Origin of the sequence: Zhongshania sp. (assembly GCF_041584495.1) — a bacterium.
Taxonomy (GTDB): domain Bacteria; phylum Pseudomonadota; class Gammaproteobacteria; order Pseudomonadales; family Spongiibacteraceae; genus Spongiibacter.
On the sequence record NZ_JBFHDY010000007.1, the window covers coordinates 15,505 to 38,514 of the forward strand.

At 51.1% G+C, this 23,010-nt stretch carries 22 protein-coding genes; 12 read left to right on the plus strand and 10 right to left on the minus strand.

The genetic code is table 11. The features are described from left to right. Window positions 1-2 precede the first annotated feature (2 nt). Window positions 3-1,373 carry a cytochrome ubiquinol oxidase subunit I gene (locus tag ABYP33_RS02400; RefSeq protein ID WP_373087959.1) on the minus strand — a complete coding sequence of 457 codons (1,371 nt, stop codon included), beginning with the start codon at window positions 1,371-1,373 and terminating at the stop codon, window positions 3-5. Window positions 1,374-1,611: 238 nt separating this feature from the next. On the opposite strand from ABYP33_RS02400, the gene ABYP33_RS02405 reads away from it, so the two are divergent. The 4 genes from ABYP33_RS02405 (at window position 1,612) to ABYP33_RS02420 (ending at window position 4,011) form a co-directional block, all read left to right on the plus strand. Further along, window positions 1,612-2,928, plus strand: coding sequence for a sigma-54 interaction domain-containing protein (locus ABYP33_RS02405; protein WP_373087961.1), 1,317 nt, complete (start codon window positions 1,612-1,614; stop codon window positions 2,926-2,928). After that, window positions 2,925-3,194, plus strand: coding sequence for a hypothetical protein (locus ABYP33_RS02410; RefSeq protein WP_373087964.1), 270 nt, complete (start codon window positions 2,925-2,927; stop codon window positions 3,192-3,194). Before ABYP33_RS02405 ends, ABYP33_RS02410 begins: the two co-directional genes overlap by 4 nt. Before the next feature lie 223 nt (window positions 3,195-3,417). Then, on the plus strand, window positions 3,418-3,624 hold the full coding sequence (locus ABYP33_RS02415) for a hypothetical protein (protein WP_373087966.1): 207 nt from the start codon (window positions 3,418-3,420) through the stop codon (window positions 3,622-3,624). A gap of 21 nt (window positions 3,625-3,645) precedes the next feature. After that, window positions 3,646-4,011: an STAS/SEC14 domain-containing protein gene (locus ABYP33_RS02420; RefSeq protein WP_373087969.1), complete on the plus strand. Its 366-nt coding sequence runs from the start codon at window positions 3,646-3,648 to the stop codon at window positions 4,009-4,011. Between the two features lie 20 nt (window positions 4,012-4,031). Here the strand turns inward: ABYP33_RS02420 and ABYP33_RS02425 are convergent, their stop codons facing one another. Together ABYP33_RS02425 and ABYP33_RS02430 are read right to left on the minus strand one after the other, a co-directional pair. After that, on the minus strand, window positions 4,032-4,532 hold the full coding sequence (locus ABYP33_RS02425) for a trans-aconitate 2-methyltransferase (protein ID WP_373087971.1): 501 nt from the start codon (window positions 4,530-4,532) through the stop codon (window positions 4,032-4,034). Between the two features lie 93 nt (window positions 4,533-4,625). Continuing rightward, the gene (locus ABYP33_RS02430; RefSeq protein WP_373087973.1) at window positions 4,626-4,784 is read right to left on the minus strand and encodes a hypothetical protein; all 159 of its coding nucleotides are present in this window, start codon (window positions 4,782-4,784) and stop codon (window positions 4,626-4,628) included. 369 nt (window positions 4,785-5,153) lie between these two features. Here ABYP33_RS02430 and katG point away from each other — a divergent pair, with 369 nt between their 5' ends. Beyond that, complete coding sequence (katG, locus tag ABYP33_RS02435; protein ID WP_373087975.1) at window positions 5,154-7,364, plus strand: catalase/peroxidase HPI; 2,211 nt, start codon at window positions 5,154-5,156, stop codon at window positions 7,362-7,364. A gap of 40 nt (window positions 7,365-7,404) precedes the next feature. On the opposite strand, the gene ABYP33_RS02440 is transcribed toward katG, so the two are convergent. The 4 genes from ABYP33_RS02440 to ABYP33_RS02455 form a co-directional block, all read right to left on the minus strand. Next, complete coding sequence (locus ABYP33_RS02440; protein ID WP_373087978.1) at window positions 7,405-8,613, minus strand: CaiB/BaiF CoA transferase family protein; 1,209 nt, start codon at window positions 8,611-8,613, stop codon at window positions 7,405-7,407. Between the two features lie 15 nt (window positions 8,614-8,628). Continuing rightward, entirely contained in the window at window positions 8,629-9,015 is a 387-nt protein-coding gene (locus ABYP33_RS02445) for a hypothetical protein (protein WP_373087981.1), read from the minus strand. A gap of 106 nt (window positions 9,016-9,121) precedes the next feature. Further along, window positions 9,122-10,396 carry a dicarboxylate/amino acid:cation symporter gene (locus ABYP33_RS02450; RefSeq protein WP_373087983.1) on the minus strand — a complete coding sequence of 425 codons (1,275 nt, stop codon included), beginning with the start codon at window positions 10,394-10,396 and terminating at the stop codon, window positions 9,122-9,124. 156 nt (window positions 10,397-10,552) lie between these two features. Next, the gene (locus tag ABYP33_RS02455; protein WP_373087985.1) at window positions 10,553-11,173 is read right to left on the minus strand and encodes a class I SAM-dependent methyltransferase; all 621 of its coding nucleotides are present in this window, start codon (window positions 11,171-11,173) and stop codon (window positions 10,553-10,555) included. Between the two features lie 435 nt (window positions 11,174-11,608). Between ABYP33_RS02455 and ABYP33_RS02460 the strand changes: the two genes are divergently transcribed. Together ABYP33_RS02460 and ABYP33_RS02465 are read left to right on the plus strand one after the other, a co-directional pair. After that, the gene (locus tag ABYP33_RS02460) at window positions 11,609-12,424 is read left to right on the plus strand and encodes a Stp1/IreP family PP2C-type Ser/Thr phosphatase (protein ID WP_373087987.1); all 816 of its coding nucleotides are present in this window, start codon (window positions 11,609-11,611) and stop codon (window positions 12,422-12,424) included. A gap of 28 nt (window positions 12,425-12,452) precedes the next feature. Further along, window positions 12,453-13,097: an FHA domain-containing protein gene (locus tag ABYP33_RS02465; protein ID WP_373087989.1), complete on the plus strand. Its 645-nt coding sequence runs from the start codon at window positions 12,453-12,455 to the stop codon at window positions 13,095-13,097. Window positions 13,098-13,740: 643 nt separating this feature from the next. On the opposite strand, the gene ABYP33_RS02470 is transcribed toward ABYP33_RS02465, so the two are convergent. After that, window positions 13,741-15,111, minus strand: a complete 1,371-nt coding sequence (locus tag ABYP33_RS02470; RefSeq protein ID WP_373087991.1) for an FAD-dependent oxidoreductase — start codon at window positions 15,109-15,111, stop codon at window positions 13,741-13,743. A 252-nt stretch (window positions 15,112-15,363) separates the two neighbouring features. Between ABYP33_RS02470 and ABYP33_RS02475 the strand changes: the two genes are divergently transcribed. From ABYP33_RS02475 to ABYP33_RS02485, 3 genes are read left to right on the plus strand one after another with little or no spacing between them, the layout of a single operon-like run. Continuing rightward, on the plus strand, window positions 15,364-15,876 hold the full coding sequence (locus ABYP33_RS02475; protein WP_373087994.1) for a chorismate lyase: 513 nt from the start codon (window positions 15,364-15,366) through the stop codon (window positions 15,874-15,876). Between the two features lie 60 nt (window positions 15,877-15,936). Continuing rightward, on the plus strand, window positions 15,937-16,818 hold the full coding sequence (gene ubiA / locus ABYP33_RS02480) for a 4-hydroxybenzoate octaprenyltransferase (protein ID WP_373087997.1): 882 nt from the start codon (window positions 15,937-15,939) through the stop codon (window positions 16,816-16,818). A 10-nt stretch (window positions 16,819-16,828) separates the two neighbouring features. Further along, window positions 16,829-17,974, plus strand: a complete 1,146-nt coding sequence (locus ABYP33_RS02485) for a GNAT family N-acetyltransferase (RefSeq protein WP_373088063.1) — start codon at window positions 16,829-16,831, stop codon at window positions 17,972-17,974. Window positions 17,975-18,019: 45 nt separating this feature from the next. On the opposite strand, the gene ABYP33_RS02490 is transcribed toward ABYP33_RS02485, so the two are convergent. Together ABYP33_RS02490 and yegQ are read right to left on the minus strand one after the other, a co-directional pair. Further along, the gene (locus ABYP33_RS02490; protein WP_008252939.1) at window positions 18,020-18,403 is read right to left on the minus strand and encodes a hypothetical protein; all 384 of its coding nucleotides are present in this window, start codon (window positions 18,401-18,403) and stop codon (window positions 18,020-18,022) included. 49 nt (window positions 18,404-18,452) lie between these two features. Continuing rightward, complete coding sequence (gene yegQ / locus ABYP33_RS02495; RefSeq protein WP_373087999.1) at window positions 18,453-19,790, minus strand: tRNA 5-hydroxyuridine modification protein YegQ; 1,338 nt, start codon at window positions 19,788-19,790, stop codon at window positions 18,453-18,455. A 145-nt stretch (window positions 19,791-19,935) separates the two neighbouring features. On the opposite strand from yegQ, the gene ABYP33_RS02500 reads away from it, so the two are divergent. Together ABYP33_RS02500 and ABYP33_RS02505 are read left to right on the plus strand one after the other, a co-directional pair. After that, complete coding sequence (locus ABYP33_RS02500; RefSeq protein ID WP_373088001.1) at window positions 19,936-21,222, plus strand: OmpA family protein; 1,287 nt, start codon at window positions 19,936-19,938, stop codon at window positions 21,220-21,222. A 207-nt stretch (window positions 21,223-21,429) separates the two neighbouring features. Next, window positions 21,430-22,998, plus strand: coding sequence for an OmpA family protein (locus ABYP33_RS02505; protein ID WP_373088003.1), 1,569 nt, complete (start codon window positions 21,430-21,432; stop codon window positions 22,996-22,998). The last annotated feature ends 12 nt before the right edge of the window (window positions 22,999-23,010 follow it).

Below are 23,010 nucleotides of genomic sequence, written 5' to 3' on the forward strand. Positions count from 1 at the left end.
GTTCAGTGCCCCCGGTTCTGTGGCGATGTATCGCCAGCGCTGTTGCGGCTCGGTAAATTCATCATTCCTAAGGAGGCCGCAGGCTTGTTCGACATGTGGCGCAGAGCGGCAATATAAGAGCCCAACAGAAACACATAAAGCGCGACATAGCCAAATAAGGTACCGGTGAGGGTGGCGCTGCTGTGATCGGCCGCGACGTCGTTCACTGTTAAAACGCCGGTGACAATCCACGGCTGGCGGCCAATTTCAGTTACATACCAGCCGGCCAGAACTGCGATCCAGCCAGAGAATGCCATAGCCGATAAAACATGGAGCATCGGCTTGTTGGGCTGATGATGGCCGCGAAATTGCCAAGCACAGATCCACGCCGTGAGTAGCATTAGACCACCCATAGCGAGCATTACGCGAAAGGACCAAAATACCATGGCAACCGGTGGATGCTCGCCTTTAAAGTCGTTCAAACCCTGCACTTTGCCATGGGGGTCATGGGTTAAAATTAGGCTGCCAGCGTAGGGTACCTCTACGGCAAACCGGTTGCTGCGACTGGCTTCGTCCGGCAGGGCGAATACCGTAAAAGGCACTGCTTGGTCGGTGTCCCAAATAGCCTCCATTGCAGCGATTTTGGCGGGCTGATGTTCTAAGGTATTAAGGCCGTGAAGATCGCCGATAAAAATTTGCAAAGGCGTTAATACGGCGGCAATGATGACACCGGTTTTCATTACTTTCCACGTAGCTGGGCCATCAACGTTTTTCAGTGCCCGCCAGGCACTGACCCCCGCCACTAAAAAGGTGCTGGTGAGTACCGAGGCAACTAGCATGTGGAAGAAGCGATAAGGGAAGGAGGGGTTGAAAATCACTGCTATCCAGCTGTCGACCACCACCACGCCCTCTTCTAAATGATAGCCGCTTGGGGTTTGCATCCAAGAATTTAGGCTGAGGATCCAGAATGCCGACAAGGTAGTGCCGAAGGCGACTAAAAAGGTGCTAATTAAATGTAGGCGGTTGGATACACGGTCTTTGCCAAACAGCATAATGCCGAGGAAGGAGGCTTCTAAAAAGAAGGCCGTCAGCACTTCGTAACCGAGCAGCGGGCCTGCGACGTTCCCGGCCTTTTCCATAAACCCGGGCCAATTGGTGCCAAACTGAAAGCTCATGGTAATACCAGACACCACGCCCATCGCAAAGGTGAGGGCGAAGACCTTCACCCAAAATAAGTAGGCGTATTCCCAAGCCTTGTCGCCGGTTAGCGTGTAGCGCAAACGAAAAAATAGCAGTATCCACGCAAGACCAATAGATATGGCGGGAAAGAGAATATGAAAACTCATATTGGTGGCAAATTGAATGCGTGCCAGTACAAAGGGGTCGAAATTCATGCCTGCGCTCCCAAAAGAGATGCTATTACCAAGATTGGCGAGTGGATTAAGATTATGGCCCTGTGTGCCTAAACAGCAATAGCTGTGCCACGGCGAGCATGCCGCACTTAGCTGTACTTAAGTTGCTGTTTTATAAGTAGTATCTAATTTTCTTTGAGTGGCTTGTCAAAAATAGGCTCGATAAGCACGCGCTTTGTTGCCATTATTGGCAAACTATTTTGACAAATTTGGCAAGATCATGCAGTTGATTGCAAGTGATACTGATAAAGGCTTGGCGCGGATGCTGGACGGCTACAATGATCCCGCGATTTTAGTGTCGGCAAATTATGAAATTTTGGCGACAAATGAGCGCTACCGCGAAACCTTCGGCGAGATTGAAGTTGATCGTGGCGCCCATTGCTATGAAGTTTCCCACGGCTACCGGGTGCCCTGTGACCAAGCCGGTGAAAGCTGTCCGCTGCTTGCCTGTAAAAGCTCTGGTGCCAAAGAGCGCGTGCTGCATATTCATGGTACACCCCGGGGCAAGGAGCATGTTGATGTTGAAATGTTGCCGATTCGCGGCGACGACGGTGAGTTACGGTATTTTGTCGAAATTTTAAGACCCGTTACGATTGCCAGTGCCGAATTTAGCACCCAGCAAATGGTGGGGCGCAGCCCGGCGTTTAATAGCTTGGTTGATATGATTAACCTCGTTGCCAGACGCGATACCTCGGTGCTTCTTATGGGTGAGTCGGGCACGGGCAAGGAGTTGGCCGCTAAGGCGATTCACGAGGCCAGCCCTCGTCATAAGCATCTTATGGTGACGGTGGAGTGCGCCGGTCTCACCGAAACCTTATTCGAGAGCGAGTTATTTGGTCACGTTAAAGGCGCATTTACCGGCGCGGTCAATAATAAACCAGGCTTGTTGGAGAATGCTGAAGGCGGCACCCTCTTTTTGGACGAAATCGGCGATGTGCCACTGGGTATGCAGGTTAAATTGCTGCGCTTGATCGAAACGGGCAGCTATCGCGCGGTGGGCAGTACCCAGCTTAAGCGCGCCCAGTTCCGTTTAATTTGTGCCACCCACAAAAATTTAAAAGAACAGCTTGCCCGTGGGGCGTTCCGAGAAGATCTCTATTATCGCATTAACGCCTTTCCCATTGTGTTGCCGCCACTGCGCGAGCGCCGCGAAGACGTGGGTATTATTGCTAAATCCATTCTCGGTAAACTCAGTCCAGACGAAAATTATCGTTTAACCGACTCTGGCATTAAACTGCTCAGTGGCTGCCATTTTGCGGGTAATGTGCGGGAATTACGCAATGTGTTAGAGCGGGCAACAATTTTTGCGCACTCGAATATTATTGATGTGAAAATTCTCGGGCAGTGTCTGTTGGATGCAGCGCCATTGCAGGCTGTTGATCAGACCGGGGAGTGGCCCGATTTAAAAACCCAGCAAGCGCGTTATCTCAATGATTTACTTGAGTATTGTCACGGCGATAAAAGTCAGGCGGCAAAAATAGCGGGCATTAGTTTGCGATCATTTTACCGCAAGCTGGGTTTGCTGAAAAAGGAATGACGCTCAGTGTTGTAAGTATTTTACAGGGATGGCAGGGTAATGATGACTTTATTAAAATACTGTTCTTTGGCGGAGCGAGTCTACTAACGCCCAATGCAGTCGATTTGCTGGATACCACCACAGTCATTCAGTTAGTTGAGCCCATAAGCGCGATAACTGAGGGCGCAGCACTTGAGATTGATGTGAGCCAGTATATTCGCGCTGACAACGACGAAGAGGCGGCACGGGTGTTCCCAGAGTTCTGTCAACGCTATGTTGCACTCTAAGTTTGGGGTGTCGGTGTATTTAGACAAGGTTGCGGGCAGGGCCGTAGGCGGCAAAAAATCATTGCGTTTAAGCGCATCGAGCGGAATGGCGACAGGCGTTAATTTTAATCGACTCAAACTACAGGTGTGTAAAGAATTCCGTCATACCGCACTGACTTGGTATAACTATGACAAACCCGCATTTTTGCCCTAAAGTTAAGAAAAGACACAGAGGTGTGTGTTCATGAGCAGCGAGGCGATGCTGTTATGGGGCTTATTGTTTAGCTCTATCGGTTTGGGCTATTTTGTCTATGGTCGCAAACAGAGCAATAAAGTGGTGCTGTATACCGGCATTGCTTTAATGCTCTATCCTTATGTATTTAGTAGTGCTATTACTGTGGTTGTGGTTGGTGTAATGCTAATGTGCGTGCCACGGGTTTTATCTTTATAAGACTATTTCTTTGGAGCCAATATGCTTGAAATTTTTCATGGTGCGGGTAACCGTATCGATATCGTTCTCAATGGAAAAATAGATGCTAAGGTCATGAAAAAAGCGCTAGACGATATGCTGAAAGAATCAGAAAACATTGAAGACGGTGTCATGCTATACCGTATCGAAGATTTTCAGTTTCCGTCACTGGCGGCAATTGCACATGAGCTATCGCGTATGCCAACGCTGCTAAAATTGATGAAAAAATTTAAACGCATTGCCGTATTGAGCGATAAAAAATGGCTTAAAAATATCAGTGAATTAGAAGGTAAATTTTTTCGAAATTTAGAAATAAAGGCTTTTGATTTTAAAGATATTGAACTTGCTGAAAACTGGCTGCAATCTTAAGCCTAGCTGGAGAAATGCGCTTAACGTTTTTGAGAAATGATATAAGCGTGCTTTTCTGGAAACTGATCCAATTCGAGATGAAAAATCGACAGTTCCATATTGAACAGAAATTGGCAGTTTTCGCGCAGGCCAATTGCGCTGCAATAAAAGGTATCGTTATGCCATTGGCCGCTATGCTCACCGTAGTCGTCGCCAAAGCTATAAATAAGTACACCGTGGTGGTTTAGCGTTTGACAAAGCTTTTTGAGCACGGGCTTTTGCATACTAAAAGGCAGGTGAAATAGGCTGTCCCAAGCAAGGATAAAATCAAAATTCTCATCGCTTTTCCAGTTGCAAATATCACTGTGTATAAAACTATGCTGAGGATGATTTGCTTGTGCGAGCGCGATCATTTCCGCAGATATGTTTAGCCGATCACTGAAGAATTTTTCTGGTGAAGAGTACGGATAAACCGCCTCTGGGTCCCCAGCTAACATCCAGCGCCTTGCCGCCAGCAGTGCGAGCGCCAATCGCCGTTTCAAATTGCGTTACGCCGTAGCGTGAATCGCTATGTTGCTTATGCCACCAATGAACGATGTTGTTGTATTTTTCACCAGGTATTATTGGCTCCATCTTTACGCCTCTCCTTGCTGCCAGTAGCCGTCGCACCTACTCGGGTAGCGGGCCGGCGAAAAAGAACTAAATTGAATGTCGCGCACTTGTGTAAGATTAGTCCACAGCAGCTTGTGTGCGCGCAGCTTGCGGGTGACCCGAATGCTTTTTTCTAACTCCATGGTCTATCCTTTAGCGATATCCGTACACTAATTTTTTGAATGGGGCTTGGCTTGTGGCCTGCCGAGCAGGCATTAGTGTCATGCACGCATTTTAGAATGGGATATCTAGACCAGTGACATGGCTACCGGGCTGCTTAGGCGCTATTTGGCACCGACGCTTTGCTCAGCGTAGTCTAGTATAAGGGTGGCTTCGCCGACGGTGACGAATGATTTCTGGACTTCGATACAGTAAAGCTATCGATCTAATCTAAATATATAATTTTAAACTATTTATCGTCATTGCTATGGTGGTGTCATGCACAAGTAAGTACCGAAGATAATTAATGTGATTTATCAATTTAGACCGACACAGTGACATTGGAGAATGTTATGAGCGCGAATAAAAATGAGATTAGCGGCGGCAAATGCCCGGTTATACACGGTTCGCAGACGAAAGTCGGCGGACAAACCACTGCAAACCAAGACTGGTGGCCTAATCAATTAAACCTAAAGATTCTTCATCAGCATTCCACCAAAAGCAATCCGATGGGGGGGGATTTTGATTATGCTGAGGAATTTAATAAGCTCGATTTAGCCGCGTTGAAGCATGACCTCACCGCGCTGATGACGGACTCCCAAGATTGGTGGCCAGCGGATTACGGTCATTACGGCCCATTTTTTATCCGTATGGCGTGGCACAGTGCCGGTACCTATCGCATTGGCGACGGTCGCGGTGGTGCCGGTGCCGGCTCGCAGCGTTTTGCGCCCCTTAATAGTTGGCCAGACAATGGCAATCTTGATAAGGCCCGCAGACTGTTATGGCCGATTAAGCAGAAATACGGCAGCAAAATTTCTTGGGCCGATTTAATGATTTTGGCGGGTAATGTCGCGTTGGAGTCTATGGGCTTTAAAACCTTTGGTTTTGCCGGTGGTCGCGCCGATATCTGGGAGCCCGAGGAAGATATTAGCTGGGGTGCAGAGCGGGAATGGTTGGACGATAAACGCTACAGCGGAGATCGCGAGCTGGATAACCCTTTGGCCGCGGTACAAATGGGTTTGATTTACGTCAACCCAGAAGGCCCCAATGGCGAGCCTGATCCCCTTGGTTCGGCGCGGGATATTCGCGAGACGTTTGCGCGTATGGCCATGGACGACGAAGAAACCGTGGCACTGGTTGCGGGCGGGCATACTTTTGGTAAAACCCACGGCGCAGGTGATACCGCCCATGTTGGCCCAGAACCAGAAGCGGCCAATATTGAAGAACAGGGTTTTGGTTGGATAAATAGCTTTGGTAGCGGCAAAGCGGGCGACACCATTACCAGTGGTTTAGAAGGCGCGTGGACCGCCACACCAATCACTTGGGACAATAGCTATTTTGACACCTTGTTTGGCAACGAATGGGAGCTGACCAAAAGCCCAGCCGGGGCCCAGCAGTGGACACCAAAAGGTGACGCTGCCAAAAATACCGTGCCTGATGCCCACGACCCAAGCAAGCGCCATGCACCCATGATGTCGACCGCCGATTTGGCGCTGCGGGAAGACCCTGAATACAATAGAATTTCTAAGCGTTTCCACGCCAACCCGGCTGAGTTCGCCGATGCTTTTGCACGGGCATGGTTTAAATTAACCCACCGCGACATGGGGCCGGTAGCGCGTTACCTTGGGCCGGAAGTGCCCACCGAGGAGCTGATTTGGCAAGATCCGGTGCCTGCTGTAGATCATGAGCTTATTAATAGCGACGATATTGTCGCCCTCAAAAAGGCCATTCTTGCAACCGGCTTGTCGGTGTCAGAGTTGGTGGCAACGGCTTGGGCCTCGGCGTCAACGTTCCGTGGCTCCGATATGCGCGGCGGCGCCAATGGCGCGCGGATTCGCCTAGCGCCACAAAAGGATTGGGCGGTGAACCAGCCCACGCAATTGGCCAAGGTATTGTCGCAATTAGAAGCTGTGCAGAAGGTGTTTAACGCCGCCCAGCCCGGCAATAAGAAGGTGTCTTTGGCAGATTTGATTGTACTGGGTGGCGCTGCCGCCATTGAGCTTGCGGCCAAGCGTGCGGGCCATGCGATTGAGGTAGATTTTATGCCGGGTCGTACAGATGCAAGCCAGGCGCAAACCGACGTAGAGGCTTTTGCCGCCTTGGAGCCGGTTGCCGATGGCTTCCGCAATTACCTAAAACAGCAGTACAGCGTGAGTGCGGAAGAACTGCTAATCGACAAGGCGCAATTGCTGAACTTGAGCGCGCCTGAAATGACTGTACTTGTTGGTGGTATGCGGGTTTTGAACGCCAATGTTGGGCAAAGTCAGCACGGCGTCTTAAGCAGCGCGGCGGAAACATTGAGCAATGACTTCTTTGTGAATTTGCTGGATATAAACACCAGCTGGAAGCCAACTGGCGAGCCGGATGTGTTTGAAGGACGCGATCGCAATACCGGAAACGTGAAGTGGACGGCGAGCCGGGTGGATTTGGTGTTTGGCTCTAACTCTCAGCTACGCTCTACTGCAGAAGTGTATGCCTGCAGCGACGCCCAAGCGCGGTTTGTGCATGACTTTGTCGCGGCCTGGAATAAAGTGATGAATGCCGATCGCTTTGATCTGAGTTAATCATCCGCAATTGTATTTAAGCGCCGTGTTAGCACGGCGCTTAAATTACCGCGTCTTCTTTAAGCGCTGTTATGCGCTCCTCGTTAAACGCCAATAATTGGCTTAAAACCTCGTTGGTATGCTGGCCTAGGCTTGGGCCTGGCCATTGTGTGCTGCCGGGTGTACCGATTAATTTTGGCACCATGCCGGGAATAGTTAGGGTATCGCCGTTTACCTCCACTTTTTCAAACAAATCTCGGGCTTGAAAATGTGGGTCTTCGGCCATGTCTTGGGCATTGTAAATTGGCCCAGCGGGCACCCGTACCGCTTCTAATTGCTCGATAGTCGATTGAATGGTGTGGGTGGCACACCACTGGGCAATTGCGGTGTCGATTTTCTCTTGGTGAATAACCCGTCCGGCGTTGTCACTCATGGCCGGGTCCTTGGCAAAATCTTCGCGGCCAATGGCATTCATTAGTCGCTTGAAAATAGAGTCGCCATTGCCGCCAATAATCACGTATTTACCGTCGCTACAGCGGTAGGTATTGGTGGGCACAATGCCGGTAAGGGTGGTGCCAGAGGCTTGCCGAATAATACCTTCTTCTGCGTATTCGGGTACGACGGACTCCAGCATATTGAACATGGTTTCATAGAGCGCTACGTCGACGACCTGCCCTTTGTGGAGGCCGCGCTCGCGCGCGTTAAGGGCCATTAAAATACCGATGATGGCGTGCAGTGAGGCGATGCTGTCGCCGAGACTAAGGTTGGGTCTGACCGGGGCTTCACCGGGGAAACCATTCAAATGACGAAAGCCACTGATGCCTTCACATACCGAGGCAAAGCCAGGCTTGTCGGCATAGGGGCCGGTTTGGCCGTAACCGGAAATACGGGTGTAAACCAAATTGGGGTTATCGGCTTTTAAGTCGTCGGGCCCGAGCTGCCAGGCTTCCATCACACCGGGGCGAAAATTCTCCACCAGTACATCGCACTGTTTAGCGAGGTCGCGAACAATGGCTTGGCCCTCGGGGTGGCGCAAATCGAGGGTTACCGACTTTTTATTGCGGCCAATGCTATACCACCACAGCGAGGTTTCGCCCCTCATGCTGCGCCAGCGGCGAATGGGGTCGCCAATACCGGGGGCTTCGATTTTGATTACCTCGGCTCCAAAATAGGCGAGCATGGCGGTAGTGAAAGGCCCCGCGATGAGCTGGCCCAATTCTAATATGCGAATACCCTGTAAAGGGCCGGTGTTGGCTGTGCTTGTGGTCATGGCGTTGCTCTTTGCTTACGGGCGGTTGCGGCCGAGTTGATCGTGGCTCGATACCCATTCGTCAGAGACAATGGCGGCAGTCAGCGAAAGATCGCCAGCGAGTACTGTGGCGCCAATAATTTCGGCCAATTTTCGGGTTTTGCATTGGCCGTAGCAGTGCATCATTTCTAAGCATTCGCGCTGGGTGGGTAGGCCGGTGCCGCCGCCATAACTGGCGCAAATGATGGAGGGCCGTGTCACTGAGTAATACAAATCCCCGGCCGGAGTGAGATCCATAAAGGCGATGCCAGTGTGTTTAAGGCTGGCCCCGGTATCAGCTTCAATAAACTCATGGCACAGTGTGGCGGCGGCTTCGGAATAACTGTCTTCTTTAAGGCCGGGAATTGGCTTACGTAAGCTCATTGTTGTCTCTTATTTTTGTGGGAATGTGTACGGGATAGGCCGGACGAAAAGGTAAAATACCCCGAAGCACAGCGGAGGCTGGAATCTAAGCTGCCGACCTCCGACTTCAAGCCAGCGCAGCAACCTTAGTGGTCTCGCCTTCAGTGCGCGCAATAATGACCGCCGCGCAGGAATCGCTAAACACGTTCACGGCGGTGCGCACCATATCGAGAACGCGGTCAGTAACCAATAATAAGCCAATCCCTTCAAGAGGAAGCCCTATTGCACCGAGAATTACCGAGATGGCAACCAAGCTTGCGGCGGGGATTCCGGCCACACCAATAGAGGTGAGCAGGGCAATAATGACCACGGTAAATTGCTGCACCCAGGTCAGCTCAAGCCCGTAAACCTGGGCGATAAACATGGCGGCAACGCACTCGTACAGGGCTGTGCCATCCATGTTAACAGTGGCGCCGAGGGGCAATACAAAGCCGCTTACCCGTTTCGACACCCCAGATTTTTCTTGAATGCTCTCAAGGGTCAAGGGCAAGGTAGCAGAGCTAGATGCGGTGGAGAAGGCGGTTAGCATTGCTGGGGTCATGGCCGCAAAATGGGCTTTGGGGTTAACTCTGCCCACGTAACGGAGTAAAAGTGGAAGTGCCACAAAGGCGTGAATTAATAAGGCCAACAAGGCCGTAAAGAAAAACAATAGCATGGGTTTGAACGCGGCAAATCCGGTGGCGGCGACGGTCTTGGCCACTAAACCGAATACCCCGAGTGGGGCAAATTTCATCACCCACATGGTGATTTCGGTCATGATGTCCATCACCCCTTGCCAGAAATGCATAAGGGTGGCGGCGTGTTCGGATTTACTGCGCGCCAGAAAAAAGCCAAATAGCAGACTAAAAAAGATCAAGCCTAGCATTTGGCCGTTTGCGGCGGCCGCCACGACATTGGTGGGCACCATGCGCACAAACACTTGCACAACATCGGCCATACCGCGCCCTTCGACCTTGGCCAAGGTGTCGCTCAATTCTGGGTCGCTGCTGCTGATGGTGGCAGCAAGGGCTTGGTTGTCACCGCTGCCCGGCGCGATAATATTCACCACGGCCAAGCCAATGAGTATGGCAATAAGGCTGCTGGAAGCGTAAAAGAGCAGAGTTTTGCCGCCGAGCTTCTCTAATTTATCACCGCCTACGCCCGCCATGCCGCTAATAATGGAGGCCACTACCAGCGGCACGATGAGCATTTTTAAGGCGTTAAGAAAAAGGGTGCCAAGAAACTCATATACCGATATAAAAGCCAGCCCGCCTATACCGCCGTCGGCGCCGCCGAGTATTCCGGCCAATACCGCAAGAAGAATGGCGATGCCAATTTGCCAGTGCAGGGGAATAGTGCGCATGTGCTATTTACTCTTTAATTGTAGTGGCTGAGCGACATAGCGCTTTACTTTAGCACGCCTTCGTCCGACGTCGGAAGTCGGACCGGGCAGTACGCCTCAACTTGGGCGTATGGCTGCGTATGATTTTTCGTCAGACATCAGACGCCGGACTTACGACTAATTTTTGACCGCTATTCCATAATACATATACCCCGCGATTCGCGGTGTGTCGTCTACATAGCATTGTTCAAGGCTGTTAATTTTAAATCCACAGGCGGTGATGAGCTCGGGAATGCGGCGGTTGAGGTGGCATCCCCCCGCTAGCTTTTTCCATACAGGGGTGATGCGGTTTTGCCAGTTTTGAATATTGTGGTCCGGCGCCAGGCCGTGCTCACAAAATAGTAATTTGCCACCTGGCTTTAGTACCCGCCGCATTTGCTGCAGGGCCTGCTGCCAGTCGGGGATGGTGCATAGGGTGTAGGTGAGTAATACGGTGTCGACACTATTGTCGTCTAGGGCGATGTCTTCGCCGTTTAAATTGAGCCACTTTACGTTGAGATTGGTGTTTTTTAGATTTGCGCGGGCCTTTTTACGCATGCCTTCGGAGGGTTCAAGTCCCCAAATAAAGTCGATGTTGTCGGCTTGATACAGCGCTAAGTTAATACCGCTGCCCATGCCGACCTCCAGCACCACCCCGCTTGCCAGTGGCACGATTTTTTCTCGGAGCGCCATAATTGGCGCCATCGAGCAGGCTTTGTCGATAACAAAGGGAAGTATTTTATTTTCGTAAAAGCCCATATTGTTCTTCCTATTAGGGTGTTTTGACGTATCTCATAGCTGATATGCGAGTATTCCACAATACCGGAGATTGGCAAGTGTTGTTTTCAAGGCAAACATGCTACATAAATAGCAATAAATGCCCCCTCACGTTGCCTCTAGTAGGCGACAAATTCTTGGCTGCGGAGTCAGACCGGTTTCTCACGGGTGAATCAATGAAATTCCCTAAGACGCTCGACGGCACCTACAATGAAACCGTGCCTTATTTTGAGTGTGTGGTTGGTCCAAACATCCCGTCTGACAGTTGTCCGGTGGATCAGCTTCAGCTCTAGCTTATTGGATAAAGAGGCGCTGCCTGTTACTCCTTGGTAGCGCGTGTTTAGTATCGACATTGACCGCGTTAAAAAGCAGTGACTATACTCAGTTCTTAATAATGTAGAGCTTTGGCGCAAATTCATGGATGAGAATATACATTTTCGTGCTTTTGGCATCACTGATATAGGTCAAGTGCGCGAACATAATGAAGATGCTATTGGTCTAGCCATAGACCAAGGCTATATGGTGGTGGCCGATGGTATGGGTGGCCACAACGCGGGCGAGGTTGCTAGCACCATTGCCATTGATGAAATTGCTCGTCACCTGTCCTTTAGTGATTGTCCGGCGCCTAGCACCGACAATACGGTGTATTCTCCGCAGACCTTGCATCTTCGCGATGCGGTAGTTGTTGCTAATGCGGCGATCCTCGATGCTGCGAAACAAGATGATACCCGTCAAGGTATGGGCACCACGGTAGTGGCCATGCAATTCACGGCTAACCGCGTGGCTATCGCCCATGTTGGGGACTCGCGCTTATACCGGTTTCGCGAGGGGTTTTTAGATCAGCTCACTACCGATCACACCCTGGTGCAGGAATGGCTGACCCGCAAGTTGTATACCGAAGAAGAAGCCCGCAATGCCAAAAACAAAAATGTCATCACCCGCGCGCTTGGTTTGTTTGAGGAACTTGAGGTAGATTTATTAGAAGAACTGGTTCGCAGTAAGGATCTCTATTTGCTGTGTTCCGATGGCTTGAGCGGTATGCTCGATGATACTGAAATCAGCAAGGTGTTAAGTAAACACGGGCAGGAGCCCGAAGCCGCCGCAATGTTACTGCTGAAACTGGCAAATATGGCCGGTGGTAAAGATAATATTTCTATTATTGTTGTGTGTGTTGATGAGGTGGTCGCCGGACAAGACGATGCGTTAGACGAAACGCTTGACTGGTTCGACTAGGGAAATAGCTCAGTAACGGATTTGAATTATGGCAAAGCTGGTTCTCAGTTTTCAGGGTAGAGTGCTTGAGGATTTTCCCCTCGACAAAGAGCGGGTCACTATTGGCCGGGCGGCCGATAATGATATTTGCATAGAAAACCTTGCTGTGAGTGGTCGTCATGCTGCGGTCGAAACCTTTCAGAATGACAGCTTTCTGATTGATTTAGGCAGTACCAATGGCACCTTGGTTAATGGCAATCCGGTGACCCGCCATGCCTTGCGCAGTGGCGATTACATCACTATTGGTAAGCATTCACTTACCTATCACGGCCTACAGCGCACTGCAGACACAGATGACGAGGTCGAAAAGACCATTGCCATTCGCCCTGCGATGCGCAGTGCCGAAGCCGCGCCAGTAGCCCTGTTAGGGTATTTGCGGGTGCAGAATGGTGGGGCCGCTGGTCGGGAAATGGTATTGAGCAAAGCCCAGACCAAATTAGGTAAAGCGGGCTTGCAAGTGGCGGCAATTAGTCGACGCCAGCAAGATTACTACTTGGAGCATATCGAAGGCCAAGATGGTCGCACTCCGACGATTAACGGCGTACAGATTGGTTTGCAGCCGCGTAAATTAGCGCATGGCGACATCTTGGAGATTGCCAATACGCGCTTGGGTTTTGAATTGCGGCCGGCGTAATACTGAGCGGGTTTTCAATAAAATTGTGAACACATAAAAATGGGGGCGCTTTGTGGGCGTTGATTTTGATTGTGGAAATCGATGTCAACGGCGGGTGCGGGAGCCTATTTGTGGCACTTAACGCAATGAACCGGATAGGCGATGTTTAGAAAAATGCAATTTTCAAGAACAACGGGCTACAGATGATCTTAGTGAGCAAATTGAAGAGTGTATTGATGAGCGGGATTGGGTCAAAGATAAGTTAGAAGACATTGAGTAGATTATAAAAGTGTGCAATCGCGAGTATTGGCCTTATATGACCAATATGGGCAGGTTAACGATGAAATAGTATCAGTTGCCAATAGCAACGAAAGTGCTGTTGCGGAGTTGGATTAGTTCCTAGCTCAATTACTCCCAGCAATATTTTATATACTGAATAGTGAGTTTAGCGCTGACGGTGTGAATTCGGTATCGTAGCGATCAGATTAAGGGCGTCATTTCCCCCCTGAATCTAATAGCGCAGAATTGACTCACTAGGTGAGCTGAGTGGTAATCGACTAAGCACAGTATGGAAACAAAAAAACGGCTGCCTCAGTGGCAGCCGCTTCAATCAAAAATGCCAAGGCGTTTTAGGCCATGGCATTCATACCAACAAGGCATTTCGCTAAGGCATAATCGCCGGCAACTGCTTTTGCAGGGCCATTTTCTGCTTAGTGCCTTCGCCGGTTAAAGCGAAGCCAAGTAATTCGCCATTCGTGCCGACAAAACGCGCTACTACATTGACGCCATCTTGTTCGATTTCCCAGCTGCCTTTAGCATCTCTAGGCGCAGGGCTAACCGTGACGGGGCAAGCCGGTGTTTTAATGGTGACCGGCATGGCGGGGTAGCTGACCTCGGTGGCGTCGCCGGTGAGGGTTTTGGCCAAGGCGCGGGCCTGGGCCATGAGTGGGGCAACATAAACCAGAACGTGGCCAGCGACTTCTGCGCAGTCACCCATGGCGTAGACATTGGGCGCACTGGTTTCGAGTAGGCGGTTGGTTGCGATACCTCGGTTTACTGTGATGCCAGCGTCTTGGGCGAGCTTGATTTGCGGACGCACGCCAACGGCGGACAAGACCAAGTCACAGTGAATAGTTTCGCCATTGTTGAGGCTCACTGCCAGTGCATTACCCGCGTTATTTACCTCAGTTACCAGCGGCCCAAAATGGAATTTTGCGCCCTTGGCTTCGAGGCCTGCTTGCACGGCTTTTCCTGCGGCTTCGGGTAGTAGGGTAGGAATACAGTAACCGAGTGGGTCGACGGTTTCTGTTTCAATGCCACCATTGAGCAGGTCGTTGGTAAATTCGCAGCCGATAAGACCGCCGCCAATAATGCAGACTTTCTTCACGTTGTTTTTTGCCACCGCGGTGCGGAAGTCGTCATAGTCCAGCAAATCATTAACCGAGTAGACGTATTCCAAGGCATTACCTTTGATGGGCGGCCGGATAACATCGGCGCCCAGTGCCAAGACCAGCTTTTTGTAATGTACTTGGGTGGCTTGGTCGCCAATGGTAATGGTTTGGCTGGCGGTGTTGATGGCGGTGACTTTGGTTAGCGTCCACACGCTGGCATTAAGGTCTTCACCCATGCCGCCAGCATCTTTCTGGGCGAGGGCGTCGGCGTCCATATTTTTGGTGAAGCCGGTTGATAGCATTGGCTTGGAATAGGCACGGCCGTCGTCGGCGCTAATCATAATGATGGGGCTGTCTTTATCGTATTTGCGAATCTCGCGAACCAGGCCGTAACCAGCTAAACCGGTGCCAATAACCACAATGGCGGCTTCAGCGCTGGCAGAGGCGGGTTCTTCATGATGGGGTATATCGCTTTCTTCCGACTTTTCAATCATTTCAAAGTCTTCTTTACCCACGCCGCAGTCCGGGCATAGCCAGTCGTCGGGAATGTCCTCCCAGCGCGTGCCTGCGGCGATTCCGGAATCCGGGTCACCCACGGCTTCGTCATAGACCCAACCGCAAACAATACATTCCCATTTACTCATTCGCTTACATCCCCTAAATACAGTGCTTCTATTGGTGAAGCTTAAATTAAAAAACCCCTAGATATCATGGTTCATTCGGCCGATATTGAAACTTGCAAGTCGCAGATGAATAACGCATTCTGCCGCCACACACAGTTAATTAGTGCTGCATATACTGCGGCCGAAGCCAACTATTTTCTTATACATCATTCTGGAAGGCCGCTATTGTACGCTTTTCAAACAAGTCGAATCCAGACCGCTGAGCCATCCTGGTTGAGTGGTAAGCGACGTGCCGTCTCTCATTTACCGGCGAAAGAAGCTCGCTGGCTGCTGGATACCGGCTCTTTAACTGCCCATTTGCGTCGAGCTTCGGAGGGGCATTTCCACGTTGAGGTTTTGTCGCAGCGCTGGCAGTTGCCCCGCTTATCTGAGCGCCGCCTATTGAATATGGGCGATCGGGAATGGGGCTTGGTTCGCGAAGTGTTGCTCTGTTGCCGAAATGAGCCGTGGGTGTTTGCCCGCAGTGTTATGCCTGCCACCTCCCTGGTTGGGCGTTTGGCGCGCTTGCGCCATCTCGATAATCGGCCATTGGGCCATTTATTGTTCACCGACCCCATGATGTCCCGCGATCCTTACGAGATTTGCCAACTGCCCACGGCAGATCTGTCGCTAGGTATAAGTCCTGATTCAGAGAAATTACTGTGGGGACGGCGGTCACGGTTTTTGCTGAGCCAACACCCTATTATGGTGAGTGAGATTTTTCTACCAGCGTTTTGCCCCTGGTAGTCGCTAATAGTGGGGCAATGAGTACTGGTATACTCAATTCAAAGTGCGAGCGAGTGAATTATGCAGCAGTTAATTACCGAGCTTAAAAAGCAATATCCCCATTACCTCGCCTTGATGAGGGTGGCTCGACCCATAGGCACCTATCTGGTGCTTTGGCCAACATTGTGGGCCTTGTGGTTGGCGGCGGAAGGTGTGCCAGATTGGCATTTACTGCTCATTTTTATTTTAGGCACGTTTCTTATGCGTTCGGCGGGCTGTGTTATTAATGATTACGCAGACCGAAAAATTGACGCCCATGTCAGTCGCACCAAACTCCGGCCGTTTGCCCAAGGCCTAGTCAGTGAAAAAGAAGCGTTGATTCTGTTTGCCAGCTTGTGTCTGTTGGCCTTTGCGCTGGTGTTGTTCACTAATCAACTGACCTTATTCTTGTCTTTTGGCGCGGTGCTACTAGCGGCCACCTACCCCTTTATGAAGCGTTATACTCATTTACCCCAGTTGGCTTTGGGCGCTGCTTTTGCGTGGGGTATTCCTATGGCCTTTGCTGCGCAGACCGCTTCGCTGCCGCCTGCGCTGTGGTTGATTTACATTGGGGTGCTGATCTGGACGGTGTGCTACGACACCTTTTACGCGATGGTAGACCGCGACGATGACCTAAAAATTGGCGTTAAATCCACCGCAATACTGTTTGGTGATGACGATATTACGATCACCGCGATGCTCCAGGTGTGCGTGATTATTGTTATGCTCATGGTTGGCGTACGCTTTGGGATGAGCTTCATATATTACGCCAGTCTTATTGCTGCCAGTGGTCTGTTTATTTACCAACAACGCCTTATTCGCTACCGTCTGCCCGATGACTGTTTTAAGGCCTTTTTAAACAATAACTGGGTAGGCGCGGTTATTTTTGCCGGTATTGTACTGCACTTTATGTTGGCCGCTTGAGATCGTATTGATGGTGGATTTAGAGTTTATTAGCGCCATTGCGGATCTCGGCATCGAGAGCTGGAATGCGATAGCGGGCGTTGAGTACCCCTTTACCCGCTATGAGTTTCTATCTGCGCTGGAAACCAGCGGCGCGGTGACGGCTGAAAAAGGTTGGCAGCCCCATCACATGGTCGCGCGGCGTGAGGATCGCGTTATTGGCGTGATGCCGATGTACATTAAAACCCATAGCTACGGCGAATACGTTTTCGACTGGTCTTGGGCCGATGCCTATCAGCGCCATGGGCGCTCTTACTACCCTAAATTATTAGCGGCAATTCCCTTTACGCCAGCAACTGGTCCGCGTTTGTGTGTGAGTGACGAGGCCGATCGCGATGCCGTGATGACGGCCGTAGCGACTGTGCTACCTGCACATGTAAGAGCGCTTGGCGCGTCGTCGGCCCATATCTTGTTTACCAAGCCTGAAGTGTCGACGGCGTGGCAAGCGCAGGGTTTTCTGCAGCGGGTTGGTCCTCAGTACCATTGGTATGATCGAGATTACGGTGATTTTGATGGCTTTTTAGCCAGCTTTAGCTCTCGCAAGCGCAAGACCTTGCGCAAAGAGCGGCGGGTCGTGGCGGAGCAGGGTTTAGATTTGCACGTTGTAGTGGGCGATGAAATCAGCGCCGCGCAGTGGCGTTTCTTTTTCCACTGTTACCAATTAACGTACGCCAAGCGCAGCGGTCACGGTGGTTATTTACCAGAGGTCTTCTTTGCCCAGCTAGCCGCGACCATGTCTGAAAATTTAGTGATGGTGGTGGCAAGTCACGGCAATGAGCCGGTGGCGGTGGCACTGAACTTCCGCGATCAGCACACCCTCTATGGTCGTTACTGGGGGTGCGTGCGAGAGTATGAGTTTCTGCACTTTGAAACCTGTTATTACCAAGGGATTGAATATTGCTTGCGCGAAGGTTTACGCCATTTTGACCCTGGCGCGCAGGGCGAGCATAAAATTCAGCGTGGATTTACGCCAATACTGACTTACTCAAATCACTTCTTAGCCGATGCAGATTTTTCTGAGGCGGTGGCGCGCTTTCTCAATGAGGAAAAGCAGCATATTGCCCAGTATTTGCGCGAGGCCAGCGCCATGCTGCCGTTTCGGCGGGGCGACGAATAGGCCCCTGAATGCAATGTTTCAAGCGGTTCAGGGGCGGGGGTGGCGTTATTGCTGGGCGTTCTTTAGCACCCGCTCAACATAGAGCAAACACAGTATAGGCAGCACATAACTTGTGGCGATTTGGGTGAGCAGAACAATCTCTGAAAGTGACCACTGGGCATCGCTGCTGATCCAATAGATGAAAATCGGCATGGCAACAAAAATTAAGGTTGGAAGATAACGCCACAAATAATAGGCCATGCTGGATGCCGCTTCACTATCGGCGCGGCGGTAACAGTAGAAGGTTATCAGCACCACTAAAAAGCCAATGACGAGCACGTAGTTATTGCCGAGCAGGTCGCCTAGTAAGTTGAGAATAGCGCCAAACACCATGCTTAGCAGACTGATGTTGACTAGTCCCCGCAAATTGCGCAATTTTTGCCGTTCCATATTGTGTCCTGTTATTTATTGTCAGTTTTCTACAGTGTAGCTTGCCACATTAAGCGTTGATGTCTTTGACCAAGAGCCCGTATTTTAGTGCCGCTTCGGGCAGGGACTGATCTAGCGGGATTTGCACGCGGTGACCGGAACCGGGCGCGGCATTAATAACCTTGCCATGCTTGTCGCTAAGGGTTTTCAGTTGGAAGCGAGTATTGCCACCAGGCAGCATTAACTCCAGGGTATCTCCGGTTACAAAGCGGTTTTTTACATCGACGGTGATAACCGAATCGCGGGCATCGACGACTTCACCAACAAACTGCTGCTGTTGGGCATTATTGAGCCCCATTTCGTAGTTCTGGTATTCCTTTGGCGGGTGGCGACGGTAAAAGCCTTCGGTATAACCCCGATTGGCGAGGGTGTCGAGCTCATCCATTAACTGCATGTCAAAGGGCTTGCCGTGGGCGGCATCATCTATGGCGCGGCGGTAGACTTGGGCGGTGCGCGCTACGTAATAATGGGATTTGGTGCGGCCTTCAATTTTTAACGAGTGCACACCCATCGCGGCAAGGCGCTCGACGTGCTGCACCGCCCGTAAATCTTTGGAGTTCATTATATAGGTGCCGTGTTCGTCTTCGTAGGCAGGCATGAACTCGCCGGGGCGCTGAGCCTGCTGTAGTAAGACAGGCTCAGTGACAATGGCGGGCTGCGGTTCTGGCACATAGGTTTGTACTGGTGCGGGTTTATTTACCGCAACAATGTCGCCGGTTTCATCTTCTTTGGCTTCGTGAGCCTGATATTTCCAGCGGCAGGCATTGGTGCAGGCGCCTTGATTGGGGTCGCGGTGGTTCATATAGCCAGACAGCAGGCAGCGGCCGGAATAGGCAATACACAGGGCGCCGTGCACAAAGACTTCAATTTCCATCTCAGGCACACGCTGGCGAATTTCTTCAATTTCGTCAAGAGCCAGCTCGCGAGACAGAATGACTCGTTGAATGCCGTTTTGATGCCAGAATTTTACGGCAGCCCAGTTCACTGCATTGGCCTGCACGGACAGGTGAATAACTTGCTCGGGCCATTTTTCGCGCACCAACATCATGAGGCCGGGGTCGGCCATAATCAGGGCGTCGGGCCCCATCTCAATTACCGGTTCTAAATCCCGCAAATAACTGCGTATTTTGTCGTTGTGTGGGGAAATATTCGAGGCCAGGTAGAATTTTTTGCCCTGGCCATGGGCCTCTTCCATACCGGCGCGCAGGGTATCGAGATCTTTAAATTCATTATTGCGGACGCGCAGGCTGTAGCGGGGTTGTCCGGCGTAGACAGCATCTGCACCATAAGCAAAGGCGTAGCGCATATTGCGGAGGCTGCCGGCGGGGGACAGGAGTTCAGGGATCATGGGCTAGGCTGCCTTGGGGTAAAGAGTGGATACAAGAGGTGTATGGTATCGCAAAGTACTGTTTTCTGCGCTATTGGTGAAAGTGGCCGCCGGGGATACACTCGGTGCTCAGCAGCGAGGTATTGAGTTGTGACGGGATGTGAGCGTGCAAAAGCATAGTTATTGGCAGGGCCTAGCGCTCTTCGCCAGCATTTTGCCATTTGCCTGCGATGCGACTGAGGCAAATGGCCACTATTATTTAAAAGCGGGTCTGGGCGGGTCTTGGCCGTCCGGTACGGCTGAGGCTTATGCCAATGGTGTTAGTGACTCGTCTTCTGTGTTGTTTCCGGCATCGCGCAATCCCAATAATTACCCGCTAGATCAAACCAGAGGGGACAACTACCACATTGCGGCGGGACTGAGCTTTGCCGATGACTGGCGGCTAGAAACCGGGTATTTATCTGAGCGCCGCCGCCTCCGTGGCGGCTCTGCGGCGGAGTCTATAAATGTGGAGCTTGCCCAACACGCATTGAGCGTGTCGCTCTGGCGTGACTTTTCGCTGATGACCCCAGGGTTTCACCCCTATCTGGGTGCCGGGCTGGGTGGTTTACAGCGCCGGCTTGCGGGGGCGTCTCACCAGCAGTGGACGCTATTTACCGGTGCAGGTGTTGGCCTAGCTTTGACGCCGCAGTGGCAGCTTGATATGTCGTATCAGTATGCGATTGGCGAAGATGCGCAACTGAAAACTGCCGAAACTAGGTTTACTATTCCGCAAGGGGGTGGGCGCTGGCAGGTGGGGCTGCGCTATCACTTTACGCTTACGACAGAGCCCTTGATCACGGATAGCGATGGCGACGGGATTGCGGACGAGGATGATCGTTGTCCCGAAACGCTGTGGCGTGCGGTTGTTGATATTTATGGCTGCGCCGACAGCGATGGTGATGGGATCATTGATTCACTTGATCGCTGCCCTAATACTCCAGCAGAGAATGAAGTCGATAGTAATGGTTGTATGGATAGCGACAACGATGGCGTCAAAAACAGTGCAGATCAATGCCCCAATAGTATTCTCGGTGAGCGAGTATTGCGTAATGGCTGTGCGGCGCGACAGAGCGTTGGCTTGGAAAGTATCCGCTTTGCGCTCGGTGGAACGGAACTAAATGCCGATGCGAAAGTCCGTCTAAGCGAGGTAAGCGCAGTGATGTTAGCCTCACCACAATATCGATTAGCGGTTCAAGGCCACAGTGATGATAGCGGCGATGCTGACGCTAATTATCGTTTGTCCCGGGCGCGAGCGCGGGCAGTGGGAAAGGCGCTAGTTGGTCTGGGTGTGGCCGCCGAGCGTATTGAAATTCAAGCATTTGGCGATAATATGCCGGTAGCAGATAACAGCACTAGTGAGGGCCGGGCGCTGAATAGGCGGGTTTCTTTAAAGGTGATACGCCCTAAATAAGTAAATGTGGTTCGCCTTTAAATGGCAATGCTTTACGGCGGTGCTTTGCCGGTTTAGCATGCGGGTTTGCATATTCGTTAATTGTGCACGCATTTTTAATGATAATTTGCACTACTATGGACTAGTATTGCGCAAGTGAAAATGACCTCCGCGTTGAAACTGCTCAGTTTTGATGGGAGGTATAACTTTAATGATCAGGGGATGTTTATGAGTAAGCAATGGAAATCTGCTCTGGCTGCGGGTGTGATATTGGCATCAGCAACCGGCGCGGCAATGGCTGAGGAGCAGGAAACTGGCTTCTATATTGGCGGTAATGCTTTTTATAACGAAGTATTTGACGCTGATGGTACCGCGACGACGACAACTGCGGGCGGCTTTGCCGCTATTCCGCTGCTTGGCGATGTACTCAACGGATTGTTGGGTGGCTCTGCGAGTAGTTCTGCAAATATAGAAACTAGCTATGACAAAGATACCAGCTACGGTTTTAGCATTGGTTATAAATTTGCTAGCCCAGTGCGTATTGAATTTGAATACCGTCAGGGCGAGAACGACGTTGATAAAATTTCAAGTGGCGGTGTGTCAACCGCTGGCGACAGCAGCCTTGAAGTAACGTCGATGATGGGTAATGTGTGGTATGACTTCGCCGCGGGCGAACGTCTGCGTCCTTACATCGGTTTTGGTTTAGGTATGGCTAACCTCGACATGGGCGATGCCGATGACGACGTTACCATTGGCCAATTGGGTGCTGGTATCACTTACTTCCTGACCCCGCGTTTGGCGCTTGATGCAGGCTATCGCTATAGTGTTACAGAAGATGCGACCTTTAAATCAGCGGCAATTGAGCAAGAGAATGAATACAGCGCGCAAAGCGTGCAACTCGGCTTGCGCTATAACTTCTTTGAGGCCCAGTACGGCGTAAAAGACAGTGATGGCGACGGCGTTTCTGATGAAACTGATGAGTGCCCAGGCACCCCGCGCGGTGTTCAAGTAGACAGCGTTGGCTGTCCGCTCGACGGCGATAACGACGGTGTTGCTGACTATCTCGACCAGTGCCCCAATACCCCAGCTGGCGCTAAAGTTAATGCCAGTGGTTGTCCTTTAGACAGTGACAACGATGGTGTAGTTGATGCCGATGATGCATGCCCTGATACCCCGGCTGGTCAAGCGGTTATGTCTAATGGCTGTGCTAAAGACCAAGCGGTTATTCTGCGCGGTGTAAACTTTGAGCTAAACAGTGCTCAGTTAACCATGAATGCGGAAACCATTCTTAACGGTGTTGCTGAAACGCTGGTGAGTTCACCTAGTTTCGATGTTGAGCTACAAGGCCACACTGATAGCACTGGTAGTGACAGCTATAATATGAACCTGTCGCAAAACCGTGCTAAGTCTGTAAAAAGCTACTTGGTTAGTAGGGGTGTTGAAGCGAATCGTTTAACTGCTCGCGGCTACGGCGAAGAGCAGCCTATTGTCAGCAACGACACTAAAGATGGCCGTGCGCAAAACCGTCGTGTAGAGCTGAAGGTTATTGGCGATGGTTCTAGTGATTCAGTAGAGCCAATGCTGTATGACGAGCCAATGGTTGCAGAGCCTGCAGTCGAAGAGCCGATGATGGACGAGCCCATGATTGAAGAAGAGCCGATGATGGACGAGCCAATGGTTGAAGAAGAGCCGATGATGGACGAGCCGATGATGGAAGAAGCCCCTGCAGAAGCTGAGCCATCAGTAGAAGACGAGTACGAGTACGAGTACGATCCTTCTGATGAAACTGACTACTAAGTGCATTGTTTG

Bases quoted from the DNA above. Each gene is read 5' to 3' on its own strand.
- ABYP33_RS02400 (WP_373087959.1), bottom strand. From the start codon at position 1,373: ATGAATTTCGACCCCTTTGTACTGGCACGCATTCAATTTGCCACCAAT.
- ABYP33_RS02405 (WP_373087961.1), top strand. From the start codon at position 1,612: ATGCAGTTGATTGCAAGTGATACTGATAAAGGCTTGGCGCGGATGCTG.
- ABYP33_RS02410 (WP_373087964.1), top strand. From the start codon at position 2,925: ATGACGCTCAGTGTTGTAAGTATTTTACAGGGATGGCAGGGTAATGAT.
- ABYP33_RS02415 (WP_373087966.1), top strand. From the start codon at position 3,418: ATGAGCAGCGAGGCGATGCTGTTATGGGGCTTATTGTTTAGCTCTATC.
- ABYP33_RS02420 (WP_373087969.1), top strand. From the start codon at position 3,646: ATGCTTGAAATTTTTCATGGTGCGGGTAACCGTATCGATATCGTTCTC.
- ABYP33_RS02430 (WP_373087973.1), bottom strand. From the start codon at position 4,784: ATGGAGTTAGAAAAAAGCATTCGGGTCACCCGCAAGCTGCGCGCACAC.
- katG (WP_373087975.1), top strand. From the start codon at position 5,154: ATGAGCGCGAATAAAAATGAGATTAGCGGCGGCAAATGCCCGGTTATA.
- ABYP33_RS02440 (WP_373087978.1), bottom strand. From the start codon at position 8,613: ATGACCACAAGCACAGCCAACACCGGCCCTTTACAGGGTATTCGCATA.
- ABYP33_RS02445 (WP_373087981.1), bottom strand. From the start codon at position 9,015: ATGAGCTTACGTAAGCCAATTCCCGGCCTTAAAGAAGACAGTTATTCC.
- ABYP33_RS02450 (WP_373087983.1), bottom strand. From the start codon at position 10,396: ATGCGCACTATTCCCCTGCACTGGCAAATTGGCATCGCCATTCTTCTT.
- ABYP33_RS02455 (WP_373087985.1), bottom strand. From the start codon at position 11,173: ATGGGCTTTTACGAAAATAAAATACTTCCCTTTGTTATCGACAAAGCC.
- ABYP33_RS02460 (WP_373087987.1), top strand. From the start codon at position 11,609: ATGGATGAGAATATACATTTTCGTGCTTTTGGCATCACTGATATAGGT.
- ABYP33_RS02465 (WP_373087989.1), top strand. From the start codon at position 12,453: ATGGCAAAGCTGGTTCTCAGTTTTCAGGGTAGAGTGCTTGAGGATTTT.
- ABYP33_RS02470 (WP_373087991.1), bottom strand. From the start codon at position 15,111: ATGAGTAAATGGGAATGTATTGTTTGCGGTTGGGTCTATGACGAAGCC.
- ubiA (WP_373087997.1), top strand. From the start codon at position 15,937: ATGCAGCAGTTAATTACCGAGCTTAAAAAGCAATATCCCCATTACCTC.
- ABYP33_RS02485 (WP_373088063.1), top strand. From the start codon at position 16,829: ATGGTGGATTTAGAGTTTATTAGCGCCATTGCGGATCTCGGCATCGAG.
- ABYP33_RS02490 (WP_008252939.1), bottom strand. From the start codon at position 18,403: ATGGAACGGCAAAAATTGCGCAATTTGCGGGGACTAGTCAACATCAGT.
- yegQ (WP_373087999.1), bottom strand. From the start codon at position 19,790: ATGATCCCTGAACTCCTGTCCCCCGCCGGCAGCCTCCGCAATATGCGC.
- ABYP33_RS02505 (WP_373088003.1), top strand. From the start codon at position 21,430: ATGAGTAAGCAATGGAAATCTGCTCTGGCTGCGGGTGTGATATTGGCA.